The sequence below is a fragment of the Dietzia sp. DQ11-71 genome (genome assembly GCF_014144995.1).
In the GTDB taxonomy this organism is placed as follows: Bacteria; Actinomycetota; Actinomycetes; order Mycobacteriales; family Mycobacteriaceae; genus Dietzia; species Dietzia kunjamensis.
In genome coordinates, this window is the sequence record NZ_JAALDT010000295.1 from 1 (window position 1) to 4,557 (window position 4,557).

Below are 4,557 nucleotides of genomic sequence, written 5' to 3' on the forward strand. Positions count from 1 at the left end.
TCACCGCCGGCTGCGGCTCGGTCGCCCTGTGCCAGCAACTGGTCCAGGCGGTGTGTGCACCGGGCGACGAGGTGGTCTTCGGCTGGCGCTCCTTCGAGGCGTACCCGATCATCGCCCGCATCGCCCACGCGGTCCCGATCGCGGTCCCCAACCGGGACGACGGGTCGCTGGACCTCGACGCGATCGTCGCCACCGTCACCGACCGGACCCGGCTGATCTTCGTCTGCACGCCCAACAACCCGACCGGCCCGGCGGTGACCCGCGCCGAACTCCTCGCTTTTCTCGACCGCGTCCCCGAACGGGTCACCGTGGCGCTGGACGAGGCCTACTACGAGTACATGCGATCCGAGGACCCGGTGGACGGCGTCGCCGAGGCGATGTCGCGGCCCAACGTGGTCTCGCTGCGCACCTTCTCCAAGGCCTACGGTCTGGCCGGCCTCCGTGTCGGCTACCTCGTCGGACCCGCCGAACTGGTGGTACCGGTGGCGAAGATGGTCGTCCCGTTCTCGGTGAGCTCCCTGGCGCAGGCCGCCGGAATCGCCTGCCTCGAGGCCGGGGACGAACTGCGGGCCCGCACCGACGCGGTCGTCGCCGAGCGCTCCCGCGTACGGGCTTCCCTGCTCGACATGGGGCACGCGGTCCCGGACACCCAGGCGAACTTCGTCTGGCTACCCCTCGGGGACGCCGCGGCTGATTTCGACGCCCACTGCCGCGAGCACCTGGTCGTCACCCGGTGTTTCGCCGGCGACGGAGTGCGGGTGTCCATCGGGGATCCCGAGGAAAACGACCGATTCCTCACTGCTGCCCGGCATTTCGTGACCAGAACGTAATGCTTCCGGCGGGGTCCCGTGACATCGCGAGGGCAGCATGGGCCGGGTTTGGGAGAGCAGGTCACGATCTCGCGACCCCCGGATCGCGGAACGTGCGAGCCCCCACCCCCCCTAGGAGACGATGTGCAGCAGAAGAGTTCATGGCACGAGGTGAACTCCGCAGCTATCCACACGTCCATAACGGGCCGCGTCGGGCCGGTCGCTTTCGCACTGTTCGCGGCCGTGGTCCTCGTCGCAACCCTCGCTTCCCCTCCGCGTGCCGACGCGCAGATCAGCAGTCCCTGGAGCCCGGCGGCGGAGACCCGGTCGGTCCGCATCCTGGGGATCGGGGAGTTCTCCGGTGCGCTGTCCCGGCCCGTGGGGTTCCAGGGCGAGCTCCGTGACGGCTCGGGCAACGTCCGCCCCGCCGGTGGCGGGCCACACCTCGCGGCCACGGTCGGAAAGTTGCGCGACCAGGCCGAGGATTCACTGCTGTTCGCCACCGGCGACTCGATCGGCGGGACCGCCCCCGAGGCCGCGTTGCTGGGTGACCGAGCGACCATCGAGTACTTCAACCGGCTCGGTGTGGACGGGGCCGGCGTGGGACGACGCGAACTCGAGAAGGGCGCCGACCACGTCCGATCCCTGGTGACGCCGGGGTGCGTGACCGAGCGGGACTGCCGCGTCGACCCCCCGCTCCCGCCGTTCCGTGGGGCGGCGTTCCCGTTCCTCGCGTCCAACGTCATCCCGTCGCCCGATTCGGCCCCCACCTTCCCCTTCGCCATCCACCGCGTCGGTGACGTCCTGGTGGGGGTCGTGGCGGTGACCGCCCCGTCGACGTCCGTCCCGGAGACGACCACGCGGTTGACCGACCCCGTCCGCGCGATCGACGAGACCGTGGAGTCACTCCGGTTCCTGGGCGTGGAGGCGATCGTCGCCATGGTCCAATCCGACACCGTCCACGCCAACCTCGACCCGGCGGCGTGCCCCGACGAGCTCACCGAGATGGACCTGGTCAAGCAGCTCAATCCCGCCGTGGACGCCCTCATCGTGGGAGCTTCCGGCGGCCCGGCCACCTGCCGTGTCTTCGACTCGGACAACGACGAGCGCGTCGTCGTTGCCCCCGCGTCCCACGGCCGGTCCGTCACCGTCGTCGACCTGGCGGTCGACCCCGCCACGGGCGACGTGATCCGGCCCCAGACGTCGGTGTTCAACCAGACGGTCAACCTCGACATCGAACCCGATGCCGGGACCGAGGAGCTCGTACGCCAGGCCCGGGCCGCCGCGGCGCCGCAGGCCCGCGAGGTCATCGGCACCGCCGACGAGACCATCGAGCGGGACATGGACGCGAACGGCGAGTCACCACTGGCAGACCTCATCGCCGACGGCCAGCTCCACGCCGCCCGGGGGCGGGGCGCCGAGCTCGCCCTGTCCAACCCGGACTCCCTGCGCACCGACCTCCCCGCCGGTCCCCTCGACTACGCCGACCTGCACACCGTGCAGCCCTACGGGGATCGCCTCTACCTGGTCACCGTGACCGGGGAGGAACTCCGCGCGGCCTTCGACCACTTCGCCGACGACATCGGCCGCAACGGCCCGGCGGTCTCGTCGAACGTGCGCTACACCGTCGACCTCCGCCGCCCGCCCGGAGCGAGGGTGTCGGAGATAATTATCGACGACGAGCCCGTCGACCCCCGGCGCGAGTACACCGTCGTGGTGAACGAGTTCCTCTCCTCCCCCGAGTGGCACGGCTCGGTCCTGGCCGAACGCGGGGACCGCCGCGAGGCCGGGGTGACCGATCTCGACGCACTGCGTCGCTATGTGGGCGAGGAGGGCCCGCTGAGCGCCCCCGAGACCGGCCGGATCAGCGTCGTCAGCTGACGAGGCCCGACAGCCGCACCGGGTCGCCGCAGGCCGGGCTCGGCACGGCACGCCGGGGGCCGACACGGGGGGGGCACCTCTCAGCGCCGCGGGCCTATCAAAGAGTAAGATCAGCTTCACTCTCCGCGATTCCGGACGCCCCCGCCCCTGTGCACCGTGCCCACCCAAGGAGAAAAAAGGTACTCCGCCTTATTGACTCCTGAGGAAGTGGTGGCCATGTCGTCGCGAAGACCCGTCGTGGGACCGGGGCACCTCCTCATGCGTGGCGCGGCCCTGGTGGGCGGCGCACTCACCCTGGTCGGCTGCATGACGACGACCGCCATTCCGCAGGTGGACCCGACCTATGCGGGAACCGTCCGACTGGACGAGGTCACGGTCCAGCGCTTCGAGTACCCGACCCGGGATTCCGACGCCGATCCCGAACAGAACTGGGCGGACCTGTACCTGCCGTCCGGGGCCCAGGAGGTCGACACCATCCCGCTCGCGGTCCTCATCCACGGAGGGGCGTGGCAGAACCAGCTGGGTGCGGACATCTTCGACCCCCTGGCGCGCGAACTGGCGAGCCGAGGGATGGCGGTCTACAACGTGGAGTACCGCCGGGTCGGTTCCGGCGGCGGCTGGCCCGGCACCTTCCGGGACATCGCGGACGCACTCGACCACGTGGTCGAGGTGGACCGGCGCTTCCCCCAGATCACGACCGACGACGAGGTCGTGGTGGGCCACAGCGCGGGCGCGCAACTCGCCGTGTGGGGCGGCACCCGCCACCTGCTCGAGGACGACGAGGTGGGCGCCGAGCCCGCATTCCGGCCCACGCGCGTGATCTCGATCGCCGGACCACTGGACATGGTCTATGCCGCGAACCACGGGGACGACAGGATCGTCACGGCGATCGGCGGGACGCCCTCCGAGTTCCCGTGGCGGTACGCGTCGGTGGACCCCATCCAGAACATCGACACCGGCACACCGGTCGTCGCGATCCACGGCAACCGGGATGCGACCGTCTCGGCGGAGAACTCCCGGCGCTACGTCGACGAGGTCACCCGCCGGGGAGGACGCGCCAAACTGGTCCTGCTCGAGGGTGAGGACCACGTCTCGATCGTGTCGGGGAAGTCCCGCTCGTACCCGCGGGTGCTCGAGATCATCCGCTACGTCGCGGCAGCGGACCTGCAGGAGACGACCGCCTGAGCGGGCCCTCGGTGACGAATTCCCGGCATCTCGGCCCCGTGCGGTGACCAGCCCGAGCGGCGGGGGCTGACGTCTGCCCCGGGTCGGCGTAAACTTCTGCCGATGACCGTTCGAGTGACCACGCACGACGTCACCTGTCAGCGGTGCGGAGCGCCCATCCCCGCTGGCACCCCTCAGCGGTTCTGGCTAGGCCCTCGCCCCAACTGCGTCGAATGCGACGAGCGGGCTCTCGAGAACTACGGCAACTACAGGCGTCGGTGCATCGAGCACAACGAACGCCGCCGCCGGGAGCTCGAAGATCGAGGCCTCTGACACGACAGTGACACGAGACCAGATACCGGTTCCGTAAACGCCCCTGAACTGGAAGTTCTCTGAGCTAAGGCGGAAGTGGAGGGATTTGAACCCCCGGTGCTGTTTAGGCACGCTCGCTTTCAAGGCGAGTGCATTCGGCCGCTCTGCCACACTTCCCCGCCGCCTGCCGCGACACGCACGACCGCGTGGTTCCACGTGGAACCCGCGTTGACGACGCCGTTCATCGTAGTGGACCGCGGGCGTACGCACCCAGCCCGCCCGCCCTCGGGTCTCATCCCGGCTACCGTCGGAGGACATGAAGGCAATCGCATATGACAACGGCCCCGACACCCTGCGCCTGACCGAGGTCGACGACCCGGTCGCGGCCGCC

The 4,557-nt window shown here is 70.1% G+C and carries 4 protein-coding genes and 1 tRNA gene; 4 read left to right on the plus strand and 1 reads right to left on the minus strand.

Annotated features, from left to right (window positions below):
* The 4 genes from G6023_RS10885 to G6023_RS10900 form a co-directional block, all read left to right on the plus strand.
* Positions 1-830: histidinol-phosphate transaminase (locus G6023_RS10885; protein WP_182635493.1), on the plus strand; the 830-nt coding region annotated here is incomplete at its 5' end.
* A 123-nt stretch (positions 831-953) separates the two neighbouring features.
* Positions 954-2,690 (plus strand): bifunctional metallophosphatase/5'-nucleotidase, encoded by a 1,737-nt coding sequence (locus G6023_RS10890; RefSeq protein WP_083249862.1) that lies wholly within the window; start codon positions 954-956, stop codon positions 2,688-2,690.
* 258 nt (positions 2,691-2,948) lie between these two features.
* A complete protein-coding gene (locus G6023_RS10895; protein ID WP_083249863.1) occupies positions 2,949-3,875 on the plus strand; it encodes an alpha/beta hydrolase family protein in 927 nt (308 codons plus the stop codon).
* A gap of 102 nt (positions 3,876-3,977) precedes the next feature.
* Complete coding sequence (locus tag G6023_RS10900) at positions 3,978-4,187, plus strand: hypothetical protein (protein ID WP_132062159.1); 210 nt, start codon at positions 3,978-3,980, stop codon at positions 4,185-4,187.
* 70 nt (positions 4,188-4,257) lie between these two features.
* Here G6023_RS10900 and G6023_RS10905 read toward each other — a convergent pair.
* Positions 4,258-4,343 (minus strand) — tRNA-Ser (locus G6023_RS10905).
* Positions 4,344-4,557 lie beyond the last annotated feature (214 nt).